The organism is Treponema sp. R8-4-B8 (genome assembly GCF_054786175.1).
Genome location: NZ_BDHE01000374.1, coordinates 1 through 456, shown reverse-complemented (window position 1 = coordinate 456; position 456 = coordinate 1). Strand labels below are relative to the sequence as shown.

At 43.0% G+C, this 456-nt stretch carries 1 protein-coding gene; it reads left to right on the top strand.

Annotated features, from left to right (window positions below; all coding sequences use genetic code 11):
• A partial coding sequence (locus ACYVRA_RS08825) for a response regulator (protein WP_461252343.1) occupies positions 1-456 on the top strand: 456 nt, incomplete at both ends.

The following is a 456-nucleotide window of genomic DNA, read 5'->3' as shown; positions in this document are numbered from 1 at the left end:
AAGCCCAAATAACAAGGGATTATATGCCCTATGGCCGCGTCCTTGTCGTAGATGACGTGGAGACGAATATTTATGTGGCGCGCGGCCTTTTGGCTCCTTACGGCATAAATGTAGATACCGCGTTGAGCGGATTTGAAGCGGTAGATAAAATAAGAGAAGGCAGGTTATACGACATTATATTTATGGATCACATGATGCCAAGAATGGACGGCATTGAAGCCGTAAAAATAATCCGTAGTTTTGGATATAATGAGCCTATTGTCGCGTTAACCGCTAATGCGCTTGCGGGCCAGGCGGAAATTTTTATGAATAACGGCTTTGATGATTTTATTTCAAAACCGATAGATATCCGCCAGTTAAACGGCGTTCTAAATAAATTAATTCGCGATAAACAGTCTCAGGAAACGCTTGAAGACGCCAACAAGAAAAAAAACAACCTGTATGCCGGCGGGAAGA